This window comes from Bradyrhizobium sp. USDA 376 (assembly GCF_054063675.1).
This window is the reverse complement of sequence record NZ_JBSSGN010000001.1, coordinates 5724200-5743870: the sequence shown is the minus strand read 5'-3', so window position 1 is coordinate 5743870 and position 19671 is coordinate 5724200. Positions and strand designations below refer to the sequence as shown.

Sequence of the window (19671 nt, the reverse complement as noted above, 5' to 3'; positions counted from 1 at the left end):
AGGGATGGCAAGACTTCACCCAGCTTTCAGGGCCTGGAGGGTGCGCTGGCAGATGGCAGTTATGCCGGCCCAGTTCCCGGCCCTGATCTCCGCCGTCGGGCACAGCCAGGAACCGCCGACCGCCACCACGTTGGGCTCGGCGAGCCAGGTCGCCGCATTGGCCTCGCCGACCCCGCCCGTGGGGCAGAACCGCACGCCCGGGAACGGGCCGCCGAGCGCCCGCAGGCCCTTGATGCCGCCCGCCTGCTCGGCCGGGAAGAATTTTGCGACATCGAAGCCGTAGGACAGCGCCATCATCAGCTCGGAGGCCGTGGCGATGCCCGGCGCAAACGGCAGGGAGCTGTCGGTTGCGACCTTGAGGAGATCAGGAGTCAGGCCCGGGCTGATGCCGAACGCGACGCCGAGCTTCTCGACACGGGTGAAGTCGGCCGGATTGAGGATGGTGCCGATGCCGACGACCGCCTCGGGGACCTCGGCCATCATCGCCCTCGCCGCCTCGATCGCGACGGGGGTGCGCAGGGTCACCTCCAGCGTGCGGACGCCGCCGGCAACCAGCGCACGCGCCAGCGGCACGGCGTCCTGGATGCGCTCGATGGTGAGGACGGGAATGACGGTCGCGGCCTTGAACAGCGCGACGAGGTGGTTCTGTTGGGCAGACGTGGTCATGGATCTCGATTCATTTGGTCGCTTTTTACTTGGTGGCCTGGCGAGAGGCCGCCGGTCGGTGCCGCTTCTTCGGCGGCATGGCATAGCCCGGAATGATGGCGCCGGGATAGCAGATCACGAGGCTGGCGAGGCGATGTCCGGCCTGGGCGGCCTCGACCGGCTCGGCGCCGGCCAGCCGGGCCGCAATGTAGGCCGCGGCGAAGCTGTCGCCGGCAGCAGTGGTGTCGACCACGGGCTTGGTCATGGGCTCGGCGCGGACCTCGCGGGTCCCCCCCGGAAAGCGCAGCAGGCTGACCGGCTCGGCCAGCCGGAACACCAGCTCCGGGGTCGGGATGCGCGCCATCAGCTGCTCGTGGCTCTCGCCGGGATAGAGCGCGAGCAGGTCCTCCGTCGAGGTCAGCACGATGTCGGCGGCTGCAAAGGCCGCGGCAAAGACCTCGCGGGCGACGTCGCGATCGGGCCAGCCGCGTGCGCGGAAATTGGTGTCGAACACGAAGCGGGTGCCGAGCAGGCGCGCACGCTTGATCGCCGCGAACAGGCGATCGCGTCCGGCCGCATCGTAGATCGAGAGCGTGATCGCGGAGAGATAGACGATGTCATAGCTCATCAGCGAGTTGAGCAGTTCGTCCGTCTCCGGCAGGCTCATCAGCTGGCGCGCCGCCGCGCTGTCGCGCCAGTGGAAGAACTGGCGCTCGCCCTTGGCATCTAGCTGGATCATGTAGAGGCCGGGCAGCTTGCCCGGCAGCCGCACGACACGCCGCGTGCCGACGCTCTCCGCATTCCAGGCCGCGATCATCTCATCGCTCAGGGCATCGTCGCCGAGCGCGGTGAGATAGTCGACCTTGACCTCGAGCCGCGCGAGATACACGGCCGTGTTGAGGGTGTCGCCGCCGAAGCCGCGCGAGTACAGCCCGCCGCCCTGCCCCTGCCCGGCAGACGCGCCTCCCTGGGCCTGCCGGAGCTCGACCATGCATTCGCCGATGCAAGCAACGCTCGCCATCGTCATATCCACGCTGTTCATCGGTTAGGTCAGGCGACGAAGTTGCCGCCGAGCTCGTCTTCGATGTGAATGCGGATGATATCGTCGAAATTCTTCTCGGCGGTGGTGAATCCGAGCTCGCGCGAGCGCTTTGCATCGAAATTGCGCGGCCAGCCGCCGACGATGCCGACGATGAAGGGATCGGGCTCGCGCTTGATACGGGCGGCGACTTTGTCGCCGGCAACCCGCTTCAGTGCCGCGATCTGCTCGCCGACGGTGGCCGACAGGCCGGGCATGGTCAGGTTGCGGCGCGGGCCGACGGTCGCGAGGTCCATGGTGCCGGCGTGGAGCAGGAAGCCGACCGCGGAGCGCGGCGTGGCGTGCCAGTGGCGGACGTCCTCGGAGACCGGGAGCACCGCTTCCTTGCCGGCCAGCGGCTCACGCAGGATGTTGGAGAAGAAGCCCGATGCCGCCTTGTTGGGCAGGCCGGGCCGGATGCAGATGGTCGGCAGGCGGATGCCGATGCCGTCGAGGAAGCCGCGGCGCGAATAGTCGGCAAGCAGGAGTTCGCCGATCGCCTTCTGGGTGCCGTAGCTGAGCAGCGGGGTGTGGAAGAACTCGTCGCCGATCGCATCCGGGAACGGCGCGCCGAACACCGCGATTGAGGACGTGAACACTACGCGCGGCTTGTAGCCGCCGCCGACGAGCCTGATCGCGTCGAGCAGCATCCGCGTGCCGTCGAGGTTGATGCGGTAGCCCTTGTCGAAATCGAGTTCGGCCTCGCCCGAGACGATCGCGGCGAGATGGAAGATCGCGTCGGGACGGCCGGCGATCAGTTTCTCGGCCGCGCCCGGCACGGCGAAATCGCCCGAGACGGTCTCGACGGGGAAACCGGCCTTCTCCGGTTTCTTCGGCTCGACCACGTCATGCATGGTCAGCTTGGTGATGTCGCTCTTGCCGAGCCGGCCGTCACGCAGCAGCCGTTCACAGAATTTGCGGCCAACCATGCCGGCGGCGCCGAGAACCAGAATGTGCAAGAGCTTAACTCCTTCTTATTGGCCGGAACGCGCCGCTCTTGAATTGTATTGGCGCGCCCTCAGGCAAGCCCCGCGATCATTCCTTCACGGCGCCGGTCATCGCCGACACATAATGCTCCACGAAGAAGGCGTAAAGGATGACGAGCGGCAGCGAGCCGGCCAGCGCCCCCGCCATCAGCGAGCCCCAGCGGTAGATGTCGCCGTCCACGAACTCGTTGACGATCGCCACCGGCACCGTCTTGTTGCTGGTCGATTGCAGGAATGTCAGGGCGTAGATGAACTCGTTCCAGCACAGGGTGAAGCAGAAGATGAAGGCCGAGATCAGGCCGGGAATCGCGAGCGGCAGCACGATCTTGATCAGGATCTGCCACCGGCTCGCCCCGTCGATCAGCGCGCATTCCTCGAGCTCGAACGGGATGGTCTTGAAATAGCCCATCAACAGCCAGGTCGAGAACGGGATCAGGATGGTCGGATAGGTCAGGATCAGCGCCAGCGGCGAATCGAACAGGCCGTACTGGAACACGACGGTGGCGAGCGGAATGAACAGGATCGACGGCGGCACCAGATAGGCGAGGAAGATCAGCCCGCCGACCAGGTGGGCCCCCTTGTAGCGCAACCGCACGATGGCATAGGCGGCCAGCACCGACGCGATGATCGAGAGCACCGTGGCGCAGACCGCCACGTACATCGTGTTCCAGAGCCAATGCGGATAGTAGCTCTCGAACAGCAGCTTGTGGAAATGCTTGAAGGTCGGATTCCAGGTCCAGAACGGGTTGTACCTGTCGAGATCGAGCAGCTGCTCGTCGGGTTTCACCGACGTCAGCGCCATCCAGTAGAACGGGAACAGCAGGATGACGACGATGATCGCGAGCGGCAGATACAGCGTCACGATCCGGCGCGGCACCGACTGCAGATAGCTCATGCCCTCGGTGTGATCGGCCGTAGGCCCCGAGCCCGACAGCACGTTCTTGAGATCGATGGATCTGGTGGGCAGGTCAGTCATTGCTCTCTCCCTGCTGCCATTTCCGGCGCTGCAATCCGAACCATGAGACCATGATCGCAGCGAGCAGGAACGGAATCATGGCGCTGGAGATCGCGGCCCCCTCGCCCAGCTGCCCGGCGATGATCGCGCGCTGATACGACAGGGTCGCCATCAGATGGGTGGCATTGACCGGGCCGCCGCGGGTCATGGCCCAGATCAGCTGGAAGTCGGTGAAGGTGAAGAGCACCGAGAACGTCATGACGACGGCGATGATCGGCGTCAGCAGCGGATAGGTGATGTGCCGGAAATTCTGCCAGCGGGTGGCGCCGTCGAGCGTTGCCGCCTCATAGAGCGACGGCGACACCGTCTGCAGGCCTGCGAGCAGCGTGATCGCCACGAACGGCACGCCACGCCAGATATTGGCGAAGATCACGCAAATGCGTGCCCAGGTCGTATCGCCAAGGAAGTTGATGTTCTGGTCGATCAGACCGAGATGCTTCAGCGACCAGGAGATGATGGAGAATTGCGAATCGAAGATCCACCAGAACGCGAGCGCCGAGAGAACCGTCGGCACGATGAAGGGGATGAGGACCATCGCGCGCAGCATCGCCTTGAACGGCATATTCTCGTTCAGCAGCAGTGCGAGATAGAGCCCGATCGCAAATTTGAGAGCGCTGGCGACGAAGGTGTACAGGAGCGTGTTGAACACCGACAGCCAGAAGATGGAATCGTCCCACAGCCACTCATAGTTCTCGGTGGCGACGAAGTGCCCGACCCTGCCGATACGGGTGTCCGTGAAGGACAGCCAGATGCCGAGCCCCAGCGGATAGGCCAGGAAGAAGATCAGGAACGCCATGGCCGGCACCATGAACCAGAAGCCGAGCCAGTTGCGATTGTGTTTGAGCTGGTTCCAGGCGCTCGCCTCTCTCATCTGAGGCTTGGCCCGGGGAATTGCGACATCAGCCATGCCCGATATCCCTGATCGAAATGTTGGCGAGCGGGCGGCCGGATGGCCGCCCGCCCCGTGATCCTCAACGATAGATGCGCTTCAGCTGGCGCTCGGCTTCCGTCATCGCGCCCTTCGCATCCTTGGCGCCCGTGCAGTAGTTGGCGAACATGTCGACGACGATGAAGTCGGCGATCGCGGTCGCCGCCTTCTCGCCGACCGTGCCGATGCCGGCCGCCGGCAGGGTCCGCTTGGAGGCCTGCGAGAACACGGCGTTCTTGGGATCCGCCGTCCAGATTGGCGCCGTCTCGTAGGCGTTCAGGGTCTGCGTCAGATAGCCCTGCGCGCCGTCCAGCCACTTCTCGTAGTTTTCCTTCTCCAGCATGAAGGCGACGAAGGCCTTCGCCGCGTTCGGATATTTGGTGAAGTTGAAGGCGAGGATCGGCAGCGCGAGCTGCAGCTCGGTCGGCTTGCCGACCGGGCCGACCGGCCAGAGCGCGTGATAGGTATCCGCGGTGAGTTCTTTCTTGGTCGCGTCGGTCTTGGCGGCCACGTAGATCGAGATGCCGTTCGCCGTGCAATAGAGCTCGCCGGCGAGGTACGCCTTGTTGTTGGAAGAGTCGTTCCAGGACGCCGTGCCCGGGATGAAGCTCTCATACAGCGCCTTGCAATACTCCAGCGCCTTCGCCGTCTCCGGCGAATTGATGATGATCTTGTCGTTCTGATCGACCGTGTAGGCGCCGTGGCCCCACAGCACCCAGTGCAGCCACGAATTGCCGTCACCCGAGGCGTGCCCGAGCGCGAAGCCGGCCGGCGTGTTGTTCGCCTTCAGGGCCTTGCACATCTCGAGGAAGCCGGGGAAGTCCTTCGGGAATTCCTTGAAGCCGGCCTTGTCGAGCGCCGACTTGCGGTAGGTCATGTAGCCGCCGTTGGTCGCGACGGGAATGCCGAGCCAGTCGTCGCCGAGCTTGCAGGTCTTGGCGGCCGCATCGGTCCAGCCGCCATACTTCTTGCCGAGATAATCGGCGACGTCGTTCATCTTCAGCACTTTGGTGGGGAAGAGCTGCGGCAGCGTGTGCAGACCCCAGGCAAGATCGAGCCCCGAGCCGGTGTTGGCCGCAACCGAGGCCTTCGGCTGCACGTCCTCGAAGGATTCGCTGAACACGTTCATCTCGGTGCCGGTCGCAGTCTTGAACGCCGCCACCATCGCGTTGAACGCATCGTCTTCCGCCGGCACAAAGCGCTTCCACCGCATCACGGTCAGCTTGGCGCCGGGCTCGGCCTTCCAGGGCGCGCTCTGCGCCCAGGCCCTGGCGAAGTCGAACAGCGCCGGCCCGGTCAGCATGCCGGTCGCAGCCAGAGCCGTTCCGCCTTGAAGCAGAGTCCGGCGGGTAAAGTCTTGCATGTTGTCCTCCCTGTGATGCTTTTTGTTGTCTTATGACTTGTCGTCGTTTGCGCTAGGCGTTCATGCGCTTGCCTGTCGCATCGTCGAACAGATGGACCAGCGACGGGTCGGGCTTCAGCCGCACCTTGTCGCCCGGATTGAACTGGTGACGCTCGCGGAACACGGCGACGACCTGCTCGCCGCCGAGCTTGGCGAACACCTGCGTCTCCGAGCCGGTCGGCTCGACCACGATGATCTCGGCCTCGGCGCCGTCATCGGCGATGGTGAAATGCTCGGGCCGCACGCCATAGACGGCGGGACGGCCGTCGGAGGCCGCCGGCGCAGTCTTGAGCGGCAGCTTGACGCCGTTCGGTCCCTCGAAGGTCGCAACGCCGTTGACGCGCACATGGCCCTTGAGGAAGTTCATGGCGGGCGAGCCGATGAAGCCGGCGACGAACTGGTTCTCCGGCTTGTCGTAGAGCTCGAGCGGCGTGCCCATCTGCTCGACGATGCCGTCATGCATGACGACGATCTTGTCGGCCATGGTCATGGCCTCGATCTGGTCGTGGGTGACGTAGACGGTGGTCGTCTTCAGCCGCTGGTGCAGCTCCTTGATCTCGGTGCGCATGGCGACGCGCAGCTTGGCGTCGAGGTTCGACAAGGGCTCGTCGAACAGGAAGACCTGGGGATCGCGCACGATGGCACGGCCCATGGCGACGCGCTGGCGCTGACCGCCGGAGAGCTGGCGCGGATAGCGGTCGAGCAGCGGCGACAGCGCCAGGATCTCGGCGGCGCGCTTGACGCGCTTGTTGATCTCATCTGAGCCGGCATTCCGCAGCTTCAGCGAGAAGCCCATGTTGTCGGCCACCGTCATGTGCGGATAGAGCGCGTAATTCTGGAACACCATCGCAATGTCCCGCTCCTTGGGCTGGACATTGTTGACGACGCGGTCGCCGATCGAGATCGTGCCGGAGGTGATGTTCTCGAGGCCTGCGAGCATGCGCAGAAGCGTCGACTTGCCGCAGCCGGAGGGGCCAACCAAAACGACGAACTGGCCGTCCTCGATCGGAATCGTGACGCCGTGCAGGACTTCAAAATTGCCGAACGATTTCCGCACGTCGCGGATTTGCACAGACGACATCTAGCTCCCTCCTCCGACTCAGGCGACGCAACTGTCACGCCGCCACCGTCTTGTTTTTCTGAACTTCGCCGAACGAAGCCCACTCTAGCAGGCTACATTGTCGGCAGTTTGCGCGGCTTTGGCAATTTGTCTTTGGTTAGTCGTTGCTGGTAGCGCTGTCAACGTTCCTTTGTTTGCGGCAGTGACTGTGTTAAGAGCAGCAAATGGGTCGAAAACGCACCAAGTCAGGCAAAATCCGGCTGGCGGAAGTCGCCGAGCTTGCCGGCGTGAGCCCGATTACAGCGTCCCGCTTCTTCCGCAATCCCGAAGCGCTGTCAGTCGCCAAGCGGACGCGGGTCGAAAGCGCGGCCAAGGAGCTCGGCTATGTGCCCAACCTCGCGGCACGCGCACTGGCCTCGCAGCGCACCGAGGTGATCGGTGTCTTGATTCCGTCACTCACCAACAACGTGTTTTCGGACGTGCTGCGCGGCATCTACGACGCGTCCGAAGGCAGCCGTTACTCGATCCAGTTGTCCAATACACGCTACAGTATTCTCCAGGAGGAGAAGCTGCTGCGCCTGTTTCTGGCGCAGAAGCCGGCCGGGCTGATCGTCACCGGCATCGACCAGACCGCTGAATCGCGCGCGATGCTGGAGGCGGCCGACTGCCCGATCGTGCAGATCATGGAGATCGGACCCAATCCGGTCGACATGATGATCGGCTTTTCCCACTATGATGCAGCACGCGCGGCGGTTGCCCACCTGTTCGCGCAAGGCCGCCGCAAGATCGGCTTCGTCGGCGCGCGCATGGATCCCAGGGTGCAGCGGCGGCTGGACGGATATGTCTCCGCCATGAAGGACGCCGGCCTGTTCGAGCAGCGCCTCGTCGTGACGACGGCGACGCCGACCTCGGTCACGCTCGGCGGCGCCCTCTTCACCGATCTCCTGGCGCGCCAGCCCGACCTCGACGCGGTGTTCTGCGCCAATGACGACCTCGCCCTCGGCGTGCTGTTCGAATGCCGCCGCCGCGAGATCGGCGTCCCCGAGCAGATCGCGATCGTCGGCTTCAACGATCTCGAGTTCATGGCCTCCGCCGTCCCCACCCTCACCAGCGTGCGCACCAACCGCTACGAGATGGGTAAGACGGCCGCCGCCATGCTGATCGAGGCGATCGAGGGACGGCGCCCGGAGCAGCCGGTGCTCGACCTCGGCTTCAAGGTGATCGAGCGGCAAAGCTCGTCGGCGCGGCACTCGGACAACAGGCCAGCCGTAGGCGCCGCACCGAACAAAATGGTAGCGTTACCAAGCAGCCATGACTAGTATCGCACTTGTGAGGAAACGACCCGCCAACGGGCAGGCAGACCATCGCTCACGCCGTTGGGCATCGCACAAGCCGACAGCCCAAGATCCACGCCGGTGACTGACGCCAGTGCGTTTGCATTGCAGGAGAAAACAACAATGACAAAAAAGCCAACCAATGGGCATGCGGCCGGCAACGGCACCCGCCGCCACCTTCGCTCGCAGGAATGGTTCAACAACCCGCATAATCCGGGCATGACCGCGCTCTATATGGAGCGCTACCTGAACTACGGCCTCACCCGCGCCGAGCTCCAGTCCGGCAAGCCGATCATCGGCATCGCCCAGACCGGCAACGACCTTTCCCCCTGCAACCGCCACCATATCGAGCTCGCCCACCGCGTCCGCGAGGGCATCCGCGAGGCCGGCGGCATTGCGATGGAATTCCCGACCCACCCCATTCAGGAGACCGGCAAGCGCCCGACCGCGGCGCTCGATCGCAACCTCGCCTATCTCGGCCTGGTCGAGATCCTCTACGGCTATCCGCTCGACGGCGTGGTGCTGACCACCGGCTGCGACAAGACGACGCCGGCCTGCATGATGGCGGCGGCGACCGTCAACCTGCCCGCGATCGTGCTGTCGGGCGGCCCGATGTTGAACGGCTGGCACGACGGCGAGCGCACCGGCTCCGGCACCATCGTCTGGAAGTCGCGCGAGCGGCTCGCCGCCGGCGAGATCGACTATGAGGAGTTCATGGAGATCGTGGCCTCCTCGGCGCCCTCGGTCGGCCATTGCAACACCATGGGCACGGCCTCGACCATGAACGGGCTGGCCGAAGCGCTCGGCTTCTCGCTGCCGGGCTGCGCGGCGATCCCCGCGCCCTATCGCGAGCGCGGCCAGATCGCCTACGAGACCGGCAAGCGCATCGTCGAGATGGTCTGGGAAGATCTCAAGCCCTCGGACATCCTCACCCGCAAGGCGTTCGAGAACTGCATCGTGATCAACTCGGCGATCGGCGGCTCGACCAACGCGCCGATCCACATCAACGCGCTGGCCCGCCACATCGGCGTCGAGCTGTCGATCGACGACTGGCAGAAGGTCGGCCACGACGTGCCGCTGCTGGTCAACATGCAGCCGGCCGGCTTCTATCTCGGCGAAGAATTCCACCGCGCGGGCGGCGTGCCGGCGGTGGTGCGCGAGCTGATGAAGCACAAGCGCATTCATGAGGATGCGGTCACGGTCAACGGCCGCGGCATCGGCGAGAACTGTAAGGATGCGCCCAAGCCCGACAACGACGTGATCTTTGCCTACGACAAGCCGCTGGTGAAGGATGCCGGCTTCCTGGTGCTGAAGGGCAATCTGTTCGATTCCGCGATCATGAAGACCAGCGTGATCTCCAAGGAGTTTCGCGATCGCTATCTCAGCAACCCCAAGGATCTGAACGCCTTCGAGGGCCGCGCCATCGTGTTTCGAGGGTCCGGAGGATTATCACGAGCGGATCGACGATCCCGCGCTCGACATCGACGAGCGCTGCGTGCTGTTCATCCGCGGCACCGGGCCGATCGGCTACCCCGGCGGCGCCGAGGTCGTGAACATGCAGCCGCCGGCGGCGCTGATCAAACGCGGCATCCTGTCCCTGCCCTGCATCGGCGACGGCCGCCAGTCCGGCACCTCGGGCTCGCCGTCGATTCTCAATGCTTCGCCGGAAGCTGCCGCCAATGGCGGCCTTGCGATCCTGAAGACCGGCGACAAGGTGCGCATCGACCTCAACAAGGGCAGCGCCAACATCCTGATCCCGGACGAGGAGCTGAAGCAGCGCCACGCCGAGCTCAAGGCCAATGGCGGCTTCAAGCATCCGCCGAACCAGACGCCGTGGCAGGAGATCTACCGCAACACCGTCGGCCAGCAATCGACCGGCGCCTGCATGGAGCTCGCGACGCGCTACCAGAACGTCGCCGGCACCTTTGGTGTGGCGCGGGATAATCACTGACAACTGTCATTCCGGGGCGCGACGAAGTCGCGAGCCCGGAATCCATTGATCAGCCGACGCTGTGGCCCGATGGATTCTCAGGTGCGCAATTGCGCACCGTAGTTCGCGCCAAGAGGCGCGCCCCGGAATGACGACAAAAAATTCAGAGGAGAACAAGAACATGGCAGACCGCCTCAAGGGTAAGCGCGCCGTCGTCACGGCAGCGGCAGCAGGCATCGGGCGCGCTTGCGCCATCGCATTCGCGCGTGAAGGCGCAGCCGTGATCGCCACCGACATCAACGAGGCCGGCATCGCGAACCTGACCAAGGAAGGCATCGCCGAGGTCGCCAAGCTCGACGTCCGCAACACCGCCGACGTCAACGCCTTTGCCAAGCGCGTCGGCAAGATCGACATCCTGCTCAACGCGGCCGGCTTCGTGCACCACGGCACCATCCTGGAGTGCTCGGAAGAGGATTTCGATTTCTCCTTCGACCTCAACGTAAAGTCGATGCATCGGACCATCAGGGCCTTCCTGCCCGACATGATCGCGGGCGGCGGCGGCAGCATCGTCAACATCTCGTCCTGCGCGGCCTTGAGGCCGCCGGCGAACCGCTACGTTTACAGCTCGTCGAAGGCGGCGGTGTCGCTGCTGTCGCGCGCGGTCGCGCTCGACTTCATCACCAAGGGCATCCGCTGCAACTCGATCTGCCCGGGCACCGTCGAAACGCCCTCGATGCTCGACCGCGCCGCCGCGCAGGGCCCGCAGGGCAAGGAGATGTTCGTCTCCCGCCAGAAGATGGGCCGGCTCGGCACCGCCGAGGAGATCGCATCCATGGCGGTCTATCTCGGCAGCGACGAGAGCGCCTTCACCACCGGCGTCGACCTCGTCGTCGACGGCGGCTACATGCTCTGATCTCTTAACCTCTCCCCGCCCTTCTGCGGGGAGAGGTCGGATTGCGCCTGGCGATGCGAAGCATCGTCCAGTGCAATCCGGGTGAGGGGCGAGGCACAATATCTCCTCATGCGTATGTGGAGACACCCCTCACCCCACCCTCTCCCCGCGAAGAGCGGGGCGAGGGAGCAAACCGCCGCTGCCGCCGAATTTGTGAGAAAGGAACAGATTAGTGAACAAGATTGACCTCAACGGCCGCGTCGCTGTCGTCACCGGCGGTGCGCAGGGCTTTGGCCGCGCCATCACCGAGCGCTTCGTTGCATCAGGCGCGAAGGTCGCGATCTGGGATTTCGACGCGGCGCTGGCAGAGAAAGCCGCAAAAGAGATCGGCGGCGAAACGAAAGTCTTCAAGGTCGACGTCACCGACACTGTAGCCGTCGAGCAGGCGCGCGATGCAACGCTCGCGGCCTTCGGCAAGATCGACATCCTCGTCAACAATGCCGGCATCGCCGGTGTCAACAAGCCGGTCTGGGAGACCGACCTCGAGGAATGGCGCAAGGTTCTGCGCATCAACCTCGACGGCCCCTTCATCGTGAGCAAGGCGATCGTGCCCGAAATGCTCAAGCAGAAATACGGGCGGATCGTGAACATCGCCTCGATCGCCGGCAAGGAAGGCAACCCGAACGCGGCGCATTATTCGGCGTCCAAGGCCGGCCTGATCGCGCTGACGAAGTCGCTCGGCAAGGAGCTCGCCGCGCACGACATCCTCGTGAACGCGGTGACACCGGCGGCTGCGAAGACCGCGATCTTCGACCAGATGACGCAGCAGCATATCGACTTTATGCTGTCGAAGATCCCGAAAGCGCGCTTCGTGCTGGTGGAGGAACTCGCCGCAATGGTGGCGTGGCTGTCGTCGCAGGACTGCGCGTTCTCGACCGGCGCCGTGTTCGACATCTCGGGCGGACGCGCAACCTATTGAGGATGCCATGATCCGGGAAGGTGGATGCCTGTGCGGCGCGGTGCGGTTCAAGGCGGAGGGCGAGCCGCTCAACGTCCGCATCTGCCATTGCCGCATCTGCCAGAAGGCGATGGGATCGCCCTACTTCGCCCGGGCGCAGTTCGACCAGCGCGCCCTCACCGTCGAGGGCGAGACCGCCCGCTACGCGTCGTCCGAGAACATCGACCGCGTGTTCTGCAAGCAGTGCGGCACGCGGCTGTTCGCCTGGCGGCGCAACGGCACGCTGGCCGGTGTGGCGCTTGCCACCTTCGACGACCGCAACGCCTTTGCGCCGACCGAGCACATCTGGGTCAGCGAGAAGCTCGCCTGGGTGAAGCTCGATGACGGTCTGACGCAATATCCGGGGACGATCCCAGTCTGAATTTTGCACGACTGCACGGCGGGTTCGGCCCGCCGCCCCCCTGCAGCGTGGCATTCCGGAACCGGCCACCCTATGTTGAGCTGAAGCGTTGCTGCACCGCCGGTTGGCTGGGACGGCTGCAAGGCCACGAGCAAACCGGGATAGACGAGCCGTGAACATTTCCTTTTATGACGTGTCGGTGTGGGTGCTGCCGCTGGTGCTGGCCATCACCTTCCACGAAGCAGCGCACGCCTTCGTCGCGCACCGTCTCGGCGACAACACGGCCTGGCAGCTCGGACGCGTCAGCTTCAATCCTATCAAGCACATTGATCCCTTCGGCACGCTGATCCTGCCGGCGATGCTGCTGTTTGCGCATTCGCCGTTCCTGTTCGGCTATGCCAAGCCGGTGCCGGTGAATTTCCGCAAGCTCAACAACCCCAGGCTCGACATGGTCTGGGTAGCGCTGGCCGGGCCCGCGACCAATATCCTGCTGGCGCTCGCGGCGGCCCTCGCCCTCCACGCCCTGCCCTTGGCGCCGGCCGGGTCGGCGCAGTGGATCTTCGACAATCTCAAGAATTCGCTGGTCATCAACGCGATCCTGGCCGTGTTCAATATGATGCCGATTCCGCCGCTCGACGGCGGGCGCGTCGCGGTGGGGCTGCTGCCCCGCCCCCTCGCTTTGCCGCTGGCCCGGCTCGAGCCGTTCGGTATGCTGATCCTGATCGGCCTGTTGATCCTGCTGCCGCTCGCGGGCTCGCAGTTCGGTCTAAATCTTGATGTTATTTCAGCAATACTGCGAACGTTGACCGGTTATGTGATTCAGGCTGTTCTCTTCCTGACCGGCAATGCGTAGTTGACGGTGACACCCGAACACAAAGCCGAAGGGCTCGAGGCCGACTTGGTCAAAGCTGCCGATATGCTGATCGCGCGACGCGCGGACACCCGTGCCCGCGCCGATTTTGCCACCTGGAAGATGATGGCCAAGCTCAACGGGTCATCCGCGCTGCCTCCGGAGGCCCAGGAGTTCCTCGCAAGCTACAAGAACCTGCTGGCGCAGATGAGCGAGGGCGAGGCCACCGAGGCCACCATCACCGCGATCTACAAGGCCTATTATGCCGAGATGGGTGGCGGGGGAACTCCGCCCGATGTGCGTCCCCGCCAGGCCGAGCCGGCAGCGGACAATGTTACCGCCTTCCGGCGTCCCGCACCGAAGCCGAAGACGACCAACTTTTTCGGGGCTGGCACGGCCGCTGGAACCCAGAAACGGCCCCTCCCGGTGGCGCTGATCTTCGCCTGCCTGGTGGTGGTCTATGTCGGGATCCGGTTTTACTGGCGCTGAGCCTGCTTCTTCTTTTTCTTCTCGTCCGCCGGCTTGAACACGATGTCGACGGTGCGTTCGAACCGATCCTCGGTCAGCGCGGCAGGCGGCGTCGGGAACGGATCGGATTTGTGGACCATGGAGATGGCAGCCGCATCGTAGGCTGCGTCGCCGGACGACTGCACCACGTCGACCGACAGCACGTTGCCGCGCCGGTTGAGCGCGAAGCTCACCTTTGCCGTCTGGTTACTGGGCTCCTTGCCCTCCGGATTGACCTTGTGCGCCGAAAGATGCGCGCTGATCTTCCGGTTCCAGTCGGCCGTCAGCTTCAGCAGGTCCTTGCCGATGCCGAGCACCGGCGCCATCGCCTTCTCGGCCTCGCGTGTGGCGTCCTCGAAGGTTTGCCGCTCCATGGCGACCGACTTCTGCGACGCTTCCATGGCCGGCGTTTCAACGGCGGCGATCTTCGGATCGTCGTCCTGCTCCTTCTTCGGCTTGTTCTCGGTGACGATCCGATCGGCCTCCTCGACCTGTTGCGGCCGGTCCTGCGGCAGATCCGTCTCCTTGACCTCGGCCTTTTGCTCGGGCAACGCCGGGCGCTCTTCCTGCTCGTCGGAGTCCGTCGGCCCGGGCGGCATATCGGTCTCGCGCGCCGGCGGCGACGTCATCTCGACCGCGAACTCCGCTCCCGCAGCGCCGAGCCCTTCGTCCCCGTCATCGGCCTGCAGGTTTGCGAGCGCGAGCGCGGCCCCACCCACATGGAGCGCGACCGCCGCGATCGCGGCCAGGATCCACAGCCTCCGGGATGATCTGGGTTCGTGCTCGGCGTCGGACATGGCAATCCCTATGGCTGCGCCGCTGCCGGTCCCGCCTGCCCGGCCGGACCTTCCAGCGCAACCAGTTTCACCCGCGTGTAGCCGCCGGAGCGCAACAGCTCCATAACGCCCATCAGCTCGCCATAAGGCACCGAGCGGTCGGCACGCAGGAAGACGTACTTGTCCTTGCTCATGTCGGACATTGAATCGAGCGTGGCGATCAGATCGGCCCGGTGCACGGAGTCCTCTCCGATTGCAAGCGCCAGATCGCGCTTGATGCTGAGATAGGTCGGCTTGTCCGGCTTCTTCTGCGGCGTCGCGCTCGAGGTCGGCAGGTCGATCGGCAGATCGACCGTGGAGAGCGGGGCTGCGACCATGAAGATGATCAGCAGCACCAGGATGACGTCGATGAACGGCGTGACGTTGATGTCATGCGTTTCCGAGAAATCGTCGTCGTCATCATTGTCTGCGAGCGAGACGGCCATGGTTCACTCCGCTGCGCGCGAATGCACGCTGCCGTGGGTGCGGTCGAGATCGCGCGAGAGCAGCCGGGCCGCCGCGCCCGAGGCACGGCTGACCAGTTCGAGATAGCCCTTCGTCACGCGCGAGAAGTGATTGTAGATGATGACGGCGGGAATGGCGGCGACGAGGCCGATCGCGGTGGCGAGCAGCGCCTCGGCGATGCCGGGGGCGACCACGGCGAGGTTCGTGGTCTGCGACTTCGAGATGCCGATGAAGCTGTTCATGATGCCCCAGACCGTGCCGAACAGGCCGACGAAGGGGGACGTGGAGCCAATCGTCGCGAGCACGCCCATGCCGATGCGGATGCGCCGCGCCTCCGCGCGCACGATCTCCTGGAAGCTCGAGGCTGCGCGCTCCTTGATGCCGGCATCGCTGGACAGGCCGGCCGACATCCGCGCCTCGCGCAGCGCCGCCGCCAGGAACGACGGCAGGATGCCCTCCTTGGCGCCGAGCGCCATCTGGGCTTCGGCGAGCGACCGCACCTCCGCGATCTTCTTCAGCGACGAACGAAGCCTGGCCGAGGCCACCGACAGCTCGATCGACTTCGCGATCAGGACCGTCCAGGTCATCAGCGATGCAAAGGCGAGCCCGATCATCACCGCCTTCACGATGACGTCCGCCGACATGAACATCACCCAGGGCGACAATTCCTTCATGGCCGGGGCGCCGACCGATACCGCCTCGGACTTCGCGGCCGCCGGTGCGGTGGCCGGGGGAGCCGCGGGCGCGGCGGCGACCGGAGCCGCAGGAGCCGGGGCCGCAGCAGCGACGGGTGCCTGGGCAGCCGGCTGCTGGGTTTGTGTCTGGGCAGAAACAGGCGATGCGAGCCAGGCGGCCGCCAGAAGGACAGCTGCGGCAAGGCTGGCTTGGAAGGTCATGGTCTTCATACTTCGGCCCAGTAGCGAATGAGGTTGTGATAGATACCCGTCAATTTGACCGTTTCGGGATCGTCACGCCCGAGCCGTTCCACCAGCGCCTGTATCGCGGTGTCGAGGTCAAAGATCATGCTCCGGGCTTGATCGTCCCGTATCATGCTCTGAAGCCAGAAGAAAGACGCAACCCGCGTTCCCCTCGTCACCGGCGTGACGAGGTGGAGGCTGGTCGAGGGATAGAGCACGCAGTCGCCGGCTGGCAACTTGACTTCGTGCGAACCGTAGGTGTCCTCGATCACAAGTTCGCCACCGTCATATTCCTCCGGCTCGGCGAGGAACAGCGTGACCGACAGGTCTGTGCGGATGCGAAGGCCGGTCAGGCGGTCGCCGCGGATCGCATTGTCGACATGCAGGCCGAAATGGTGCCCGCTGTCCGCCGCATAGCGGTTGAACAGCGGCGGGAAAATCTGGAGCGGAATTGCCGCCGCGATGAAACGCGGGTTCGACGTCAGCGCCGAGATGATGCGGTTGCCGAGCTTGCGCGCGACCTCGCTGTCCGGCGGCAATTGCTCGTTGCGCTTGACCATGGCGGACTGCGCACCCGCGGTGGAGCGGCCGTCCTCCCACGCGCTGGCGTCCATGATGTGGCGGAAATCCGCCACATCATCTTTGCTCAGGATGCCAGGCAGGCACGTCAACATGATCAGAACTTCGCCGTCGTCACGAGGTAGAAGGCCCGACCCGGTGCGACCGCCACGAACGGTACGTTGCTGCGATAGAACGAGTCGTAATAGAGCTTGTTGGTCAGGTTCTGCGCGTAGAACTTCATGGTCCAGTTCTGGTCGATCTTCTTTTCGACGAACGCATCGAAACGCCAATAGCTCGGCAGCTCGTTGGTATTGGCCGCGAAGGTGCCGCCATAGACCTTGGAGCGATACACCGCCTGGCCGCCGAGCTCCCAGCCGTCGTCGAACTTGTACTTGGTCAGCATGCTGAACGACTGGTGGGCAATGTTGGCGAGCTTGAGACCGATGTTGGAAGGGATGTTGCTCTGCGTGACCCTCGACTGCATCAGCACCAGGCCGCCGAAGATGCTCCAGCGGTCGGTGATCTTGCCTTCGGCCTCGATGTCGATGCCCTGGATGCGGTAGGCCGCGTTCGCGGTGAGCAAGCCCGCAGCGTTATTCTCGCGCGCGTTGTCCTTGGTGGTCTGGAACAGCGCACCGGTCACCAGCAGGTGGCGATCGGCAAGCTCCCATTTGGTGCCGAGTTCAGCGGCCTTGTTGCGTTCGGGCCCAAGCAGAATAGCCGTGTTGGGAGGAACGCCGCCGTATTCGGTGCCGGTCGCGTCGAGCTCCGATCCGAACGGATTGGCCGAGGTCGCATAGGCCGCATAGATGCTGCCGATCGACATCGGCTTGTAGACCAGGCCGACGTTGTAGTTCACCAGATCGGCGTTCTGCTTGAGAAAGTTCGCGTTGGTCGACGAGCTCTGGCTGTAGCCGTCATAGCGGACGCCGCCGTTGACGATGATGGTGTCCTGCCAGTTCGCGGTGTCCATGACATAGACGCTGCTGGTGTTGACGCCATAGCGCGTCGGGTTTCCAAGCAGCGACGGCGTGCCGAAGGGGATGTTGGTGTATTGCGGGGAGTAGAGATTGACCCCTGTCACGGCGCCAGTGCTCGTGAAAGCGGAGCCGGACAGTTCCGACGCGAGGCCGGCATAGCGATCGATCGAGATGTTCTCGTTCGAATATTCGACGCCGAACACCGCAGTGTGCTTGACCCCGCCGGTGTCGAGCTTGAACGTGGCCTCGTTCTGGTTGGCCCACACGTCCACGTTCTGGTAGCGGCTCTGCGCGCTCGCCGTCGTGGTCCAGAGCAGCGGATTGCCACTGATGGTATTCGGGTTCTGCGGCAGCGTGCCGATATAGTTGAGCAGCGAGTGCTCGCCACGCACCTTGCTGGTCAGCGTGATGGCCTCGTTGACCTTGTACTCGATCGTGCCGGTGCCGAAATCCTGCCGCGCGGTCTGGAAGTCGCGATTGAGGAAGCCGTACCAGTTGCCGCGCGGAATGCCCGCCGACGTCACCGGCACGTTGCCCTGCTTGTAGTAAGGCACGCCGAAATCGGGATAACCGCTGAGATCGGTGTGGACGTAGTTCGTCGTGATCTTGATGTCGTTGGTCGGGGTGTACTTGGTCGAGATGAAGCTGCCCCAGCGATTGTCGGTTACGTAGTTGCGCCCGGCGACGTTGGCGTCCTGGAACAGGCCGCCCGTGCGCACCGAGAAGGTCGGGTCGATGACCTGGTTGACGTCGAGCGTGACGCGCTTGGTCCGGTCGGTACCGAACTCGGTATCCATGCGCTGGAAGTTGCGATCGCCGGCCTGCTTGGTGACGATGTTGATGGCGCCGCCGGCGGTGCCGCGGCCGGCATAGGAGGACGCCGGGCCGCGCAGGATCTCGATCTGCTCGGTGAAGAAGTTCTCGCGGATGGAGACCGCGGGATCGCGGATGCCGTCGATGAAGACGTCGTTGCGCGCGTCGAAGCCGCGGATGAAGAAGCGGTCGCCGAACGCGTTGCCGCCCTCGCCCGAGCCCAGCGTCACGCCGGCGGTCGAGCGCCCGATCTCCTTCAGCGTCGTGGCGTTCTTGTCCTCGAGCACTTCCTTGCTGAGCACCGTGATGGACTTCGGCGTGTTCAGCATCTTCTCGGGAAACTTGCCCGAAGCCTGGACGTGGTCGACCTTGTAGGGCGCGGCCGGATCGGAATAGGGATTCCGGTCCACTTCGCCGGCCGGCGCCGCAGGAGCAGCCGTCTGCGCTGCCTGCTGCCGCTGCGCGGCGCGGCGAAGCGCGTTGCGCGCGCGGACCTGATCCGGCGTAGGCTTTGAAGCTGTGGGCCGCGGACGCTGGACCGGCGCATCGACCGTCACCGGCGGCAGGTTCGATTGCTGCGCCTCCGCGCCGCTCGACACCGACGCGACAGCGATCAGGCTTGCAACGGCGGAAACCGTCTTGCCTGCAGCAGCTTCAAAATTGTTGTCGACAGACTTCCTCAACGCAGCCGAACGCAGCGACCGCGGTGACCTCACATTCCCCATTTCACGCCCCACTTCTTCTCAACGACAATTGGCCGCATTGCGACAACGCGACGCAACGGTGCTAGCGGGCACATGAATGAGGGTCAACGAGAGCAGAGCAACACTCCGGCTGAATCCGTCCATTTCAAAACAATTCTAATCTCGTCGACGCTTACAGATTTAAACGGTTCTAAATTTGAAGCGTTCTAATCTGCTTTGTGATTGCCGTGATCACGTCGCTGCTGCGTCGACACATCATTGATGTGCTTGACTGAGACGGCGATGCGAACAACAGGGCCGTGCTATCGCTCGGGCAAAATCCGGTCAATGCGACTGATCCGTCCGCACATTTGAATTTGTCCAGATCGGACTGCGTACAGACTTCGATGTTCGAGCATTCGATCTCGCGCAGCCAGCGCATCGCAGAAAAC

Annotated in this window: 18 protein-coding genes and 1 pseudogene; 7 read left to right on the top strand and 12 right to left on the bottom strand. The window is 64.3% G+C overall.

Annotated elements, in window-relative coordinates; translation table 11 throughout:
* Positions 1-15 precede the first annotated feature (15 nt).
* The 7 genes from eda to ACVJ19_RS26410 all read right to left on the bottom strand — a co-directional run bounded on the left by eda (position 16) and on the right by ACVJ19_RS26410 (position 7135).
* On the bottom strand, positions 16-666 hold the full coding sequence (eda, locus tag ACVJ19_RS26440) for a bifunctional 4-hydroxy-2-oxoglutarate aldolase/2-dehydro-3-deoxy-phosphogluconate aldolase (protein WP_453952030.1): 651 nt from the start codon (positions 664-666) through the stop codon (positions 16-18).
* Positions 667-691: 25 nt separating this feature from the next.
* Positions 692-1666 (bottom strand): sugar kinase, encoded by a 975-nt coding sequence (locus ACVJ19_RS26435; RefSeq protein ID WP_453952029.1) that lies wholly within the window; start codon positions 1664-1666, stop codon positions 692-694.
* A 29-nt stretch (positions 1667-1695) separates the two neighbouring features.
* Positions 1696-2682 carry a D-erythronate dehydrogenase gene (gene denD, locus ACVJ19_RS26430; RefSeq protein ID WP_453952028.1) on the bottom strand — a complete coding sequence of 329 codons (987 nt, stop codon included), beginning with the start codon at positions 2680-2682 and terminating at the stop codon, positions 1696-1698.
* Positions 2683-2758: 76 nt separating this feature from the next.
* On the bottom strand, positions 2759-3604 hold the full coding sequence (locus ACVJ19_RS26425) for an ABC transporter permease subunit (protein WP_442869903.1): 846 nt from the start codon (positions 3602-3604) through the stop codon (positions 2759-2761).
* Between the two features lie 73 nt (positions 3605-3677).
* On the bottom strand, positions 3678-4595 hold the full coding sequence (locus ACVJ19_RS26420; RefSeq protein ID WP_453955214.1) for a carbohydrate ABC transporter permease: 918 nt from the start codon (positions 4593-4595) through the stop codon (positions 3678-3680).
* A 100-nt stretch (positions 4596-4695) separates the two neighbouring features.
* A complete protein-coding gene (locus tag ACVJ19_RS26415) occupies positions 4696-6015 on the bottom strand; it encodes an ABC transporter substrate-binding protein (protein ID WP_453952027.1) in 1320 nt (439 codons plus the stop codon).
* A 52-nt stretch (positions 6016-6067) separates the two neighbouring features.
* A complete protein-coding gene (locus ACVJ19_RS26410; RefSeq protein ID WP_018645714.1) occupies positions 6068-7135 on the bottom strand; it encodes an ABC transporter ATP-binding protein in 1068 nt (355 codons plus the stop codon).
* Between the two features lie 203 nt (positions 7136-7338).
* Here ACVJ19_RS26410 and gntR point away from each other — a divergent pair, with 203 nt between their 5' ends.
* From gntR to ACVJ19_RS26375, 7 genes and pseudogenes are all read left to right on the top strand, one after another.
* On the top strand, positions 7339-8433 hold the full coding sequence (gene gntR / locus ACVJ19_RS26405; protein WP_453952026.1) for an HTH-type transcriptional regulator GntR: 1095 nt from the start codon (positions 7339-7341) through the stop codon (positions 8431-8433).
* 138 nt (positions 8434-8571) lie between these two features.
* Positions 8572-10399, top strand: a pseudogene (locus tag ACVJ19_RS26400) (IlvD/Edd family dehydratase).
* Between the two features lie 160 nt (positions 10400-10559).
* Positions 10560-11291, top strand: coding sequence for an SDR family oxidoreductase (locus ACVJ19_RS26395; RefSeq protein WP_453952024.1), 732 nt, complete (start codon positions 10560-10562; stop codon positions 11289-11291).
* Between the two features lie 211 nt (positions 11292-11502).
* Positions 11503-12249 carry an SDR family NAD(P)-dependent oxidoreductase gene (locus ACVJ19_RS26390; RefSeq protein ID WP_453952023.1) on the top strand — a complete coding sequence of 249 codons (747 nt, stop codon included), beginning with the start codon at positions 11503-11505 and terminating at the stop codon, positions 12247-12249.
* A gap of 7 nt (positions 12250-12256) precedes the next feature.
* Positions 12257-12649 (top strand): GFA family protein, encoded by a 393-nt coding sequence (locus ACVJ19_RS26385; RefSeq protein WP_453952022.1) that lies wholly within the window; start codon positions 12257-12259, stop codon positions 12647-12649.
* Positions 12650-12800: 151 nt separating this feature from the next.
* Positions 12801-13481 carry a site-2 protease family protein gene (locus ACVJ19_RS26380; RefSeq protein WP_453952021.1) on the top strand — a complete coding sequence of 227 codons (681 nt, stop codon included), beginning with the start codon at positions 12801-12803 and terminating at the stop codon, positions 13479-13481.
* Positions 13482-13544: 63 nt separating this feature from the next.
* Entirely contained in the window at positions 13545-13967 is a 423-nt protein-coding gene (locus ACVJ19_RS26375; protein WP_453955212.1) for a hypothetical protein, read from the top strand.
* Here ACVJ19_RS26375 and ACVJ19_RS26370 read toward each other — a convergent pair.
* The 5 genes from ACVJ19_RS26370 to ACVJ19_RS26350 are packed head-to-tail and all read right to left on the bottom strand — an operon-like array spanning position 13955 to position 19261.
* Positions 13955-14782, bottom strand: coding sequence for an energy transducer TonB (locus ACVJ19_RS26370; RefSeq protein WP_453952020.1), 828 nt, complete (start codon positions 14780-14782; stop codon positions 13955-13957). The two genes, ACVJ19_RS26375 and ACVJ19_RS26370, sit on opposite strands and share 13 nt — an antisense overlap.
* 8 nt (positions 14783-14790) lie before the next feature.
* On the bottom strand, positions 14791-15246 hold the full coding sequence (gene exbD, locus ACVJ19_RS26365; protein ID WP_453952019.1) for a TonB system transport protein ExbD: 456 nt from the start codon (positions 15244-15246) through the stop codon (positions 14791-14793).
* Positions 15247-15249: 3 nt separating this feature from the next.
* On the bottom strand, positions 15250-16170 hold the full coding sequence (exbB, locus tag ACVJ19_RS26360) for a tonB-system energizer ExbB (protein WP_453952018.1): 921 nt from the start codon (positions 16168-16170) through the stop codon (positions 15250-15252).
* A complete protein-coding gene (locus ACVJ19_RS26355) occupies positions 16167-16856 on the bottom strand; it encodes a Fe2+-dependent dioxygenase (protein ID WP_453952017.1) in 690 nt (229 codons plus the stop codon). The genes exbB and ACVJ19_RS26355 overlap by 4 nt, the downstream gene beginning before the upstream one ends.
* A 2-nt stretch (positions 16857-16858) precedes the next feature.
* The gene (locus tag ACVJ19_RS26350; RefSeq protein ID WP_453952016.1) at positions 16859-19261 is read right to left on the bottom strand and encodes a TonB-dependent receptor; all 2403 of its coding nucleotides are present in this window, start codon (positions 19259-19261) and stop codon (positions 16859-16861) included.
* Positions 19262-19671: the final 410 nt, after the last annotated feature.

Bases quoted from the DNA above. Each gene is read 5' to 3' on its own strand.
- ACVJ19_RS26410 (WP_018645714.1), bottom strand. From the start codon at position 7,135: ATGTCGTCTGTGCAAATCCGCGACGTGCGGAAATCGTTCGGCAATTTT.
- eda (WP_453952030.1), bottom strand. From the start codon at position 666: ATGACCACGTCTGCCCAACAGAACCACCTCGTCGCGCTGTTCAAGGCC.
- exbB (WP_453952018.1), bottom strand. From the start codon at position 16,170: ATGAAGACCATGACCTTCCAAGCCAGCCTTGCCGCAGCTGTCCTTCTG.
- ACVJ19_RS26370 (WP_453952020.1), bottom strand. From the start codon at position 14,782: ATGTCCGACGCCGAGCACGAACCCAGATCATCCCGGAGGCTGTGGATC.
- ACVJ19_RS26385 (WP_453952022.1), top strand. From the start codon at position 12,257: ATGATCCGGGAAGGTGGATGCCTGTGCGGCGCGGTGCGGTTCAAGGCG.
- ACVJ19_RS26435 (WP_453952029.1), bottom strand. From the start codon at position 1,666: ATGGCGAGCGTTGCTTGCATCGGCGAATGCATGGTCGAGCTCCGGCAG.
- ACVJ19_RS26355 (WP_453952017.1), bottom strand. From the start codon at position 16,856: ATGTTGACGTGCCTGCCTGGCATCCTGAGCAAAGATGATGTGGCGGAT.
- ACVJ19_RS26425 (WP_442869903.1), bottom strand. From the start codon at position 3,604: ATGAGCTATCTGCAGTCGGTGCCGCGCCGGATCGTGACGCTGTATCTG.
- ACVJ19_RS26350 (WP_453952016.1), bottom strand. From the start codon at position 19,261: ATGGGGAATGTGAGGTCACCGCGGTCGCTGCGTTCGGCTGCGTTGAGG.
- ACVJ19_RS26375 (WP_453955212.1), top strand. From the start codon at position 13,545: ATGCTGATCGCGCGACGCGCGGACACCCGTGCCCGCGCCGATTTTGCC.
- ACVJ19_RS26395 (WP_453952024.1), top strand. From the start codon at position 10,560: ATGGCAGACCGCCTCAAGGGTAAGCGCGCCGTCGTCACGGCAGCGGCA.
- exbD (WP_453952019.1), bottom strand. From the start codon at position 15,246: ATGGCCGTCTCGCTCGCAGACAATGATGACGACGACGATTTCTCGGAA.
- ACVJ19_RS26415 (WP_453952027.1), bottom strand. From the start codon at position 6,015: ATGCAAGACTTTACCCGCCGGACTCTGCTTCAAGGCGGAACGGCTCTG.
- gntR (WP_453952026.1), top strand. From the start codon at position 7,339: ATGGGTCGAAAACGCACCAAGTCAGGCAAAATCCGGCTGGCGGAAGTC.
- ACVJ19_RS26420 (WP_453955214.1), bottom strand. From the start codon at position 4,595: ATGAGAGAGGCGAGCGCCTGGAACCAGCTCAAACACAATCGCAACTGG.